This is a genomic window from Enterobacter cloacae complex sp. P12RS (genome assembly GCF_014895875.1).
GTDB lineage: Bacteria > Pseudomonadota > Gammaproteobacteria > Enterobacterales > Enterobacteriaceae > Enterobacter > Enterobacter bugandensis.
This window is the reverse complement of the sequence record NZ_JADBQO010000081.1, coordinates 1-881: the sequence shown is the minus strand read 5'-3', so window position 1 is coordinate 881 and position 881 is coordinate 1. Positions and strand designations below refer to the sequence as shown.

At 34.8% G+C, this 881-nt stretch carries 2 pseudogenes; both read left to right on the top strand.

The window, feature by feature from the left end:
• A pseudogene (locus IM284_RS23550) lies at positions 1 to 244 on the top strand (MBL fold metallo-hydrolase); the annotation flags it as partial.
• Positions 231 to 881 (top strand): annotated as a pseudogene (locus IM284_RS22870) (hypothetical protein); the annotation flags it as partial. The pseudogenes IM284_RS23550 and IM284_RS22870, both read left to right, overlap by 14 nt.

The window sequence follows — 881 nt, the reverse complement described above, 5'->3', positions numbered from 1 at the left end:
CGAGTTGATAAATATAATAGGTAAAACTGAATATATTATTTGTGCCGACAAGAGTAAACATAATCATCCAAATAATAAAACTATTGCTCGAATTTTGGTTCAATACCCGGAAGCAATATTTCATTTTAGTAGTAATAATGAAGATGTTAGGAGTATTTTCAATGAGAACAATGTGTTAGAATGTCAAGCGGAATGCACTTATTCTTCAAATGGAGTGAATGTAAGATACTATGAGTGTAAGTAATTGCATAAAAATCAGGGTTTTAGGCTCTGAATCAACAGGGTATCTATTCAAGGCCAGTTCTTGCGATGCAGCTTTTGTGATTTCCTCGAAGCATGGCCTTTGCCATCGGAAGGGTAATTGCGAACCATTTAAGGCGAAAATTGCAAGTTGCTGTAGGCAATGTAGCATTCAACCTGAAGTAAACGGTCTTTCTTTCGACCGAATGTCAACACTCCTTAATGCTGAAGATGTATATAGCTTTCCAGATAAAGATTTAGTTATTACACGAGTTAGTGGTAATGCCACACATCCCTTACGCATAGGTGAAATAGAAAATATATCAGGTAAGACTTTTTATCTTAATGCTTTCAAGGAAAAAGATACTGAACCTGGAAGAATCATGCTCAATTTTCCGCAACCAGTCCCGCAAGGGCTAATAAAGTATAATATTGAATCAAATTCGACTCCCGATTTAATCGAAAAATCAAAAGGATATAAAGGTGTTTCGGGCGGGTTAGTTTTAGAATATCCAGAATCAGATTTTCCTGTTGCACATGCTGTAATAATCGAAAATGGGAAAAATAACGATCTTATAGCTGAGAGTTTGAATGATATAGATCATGATGTGATTAATAAATTTTTTGACTGTGTCTTATTT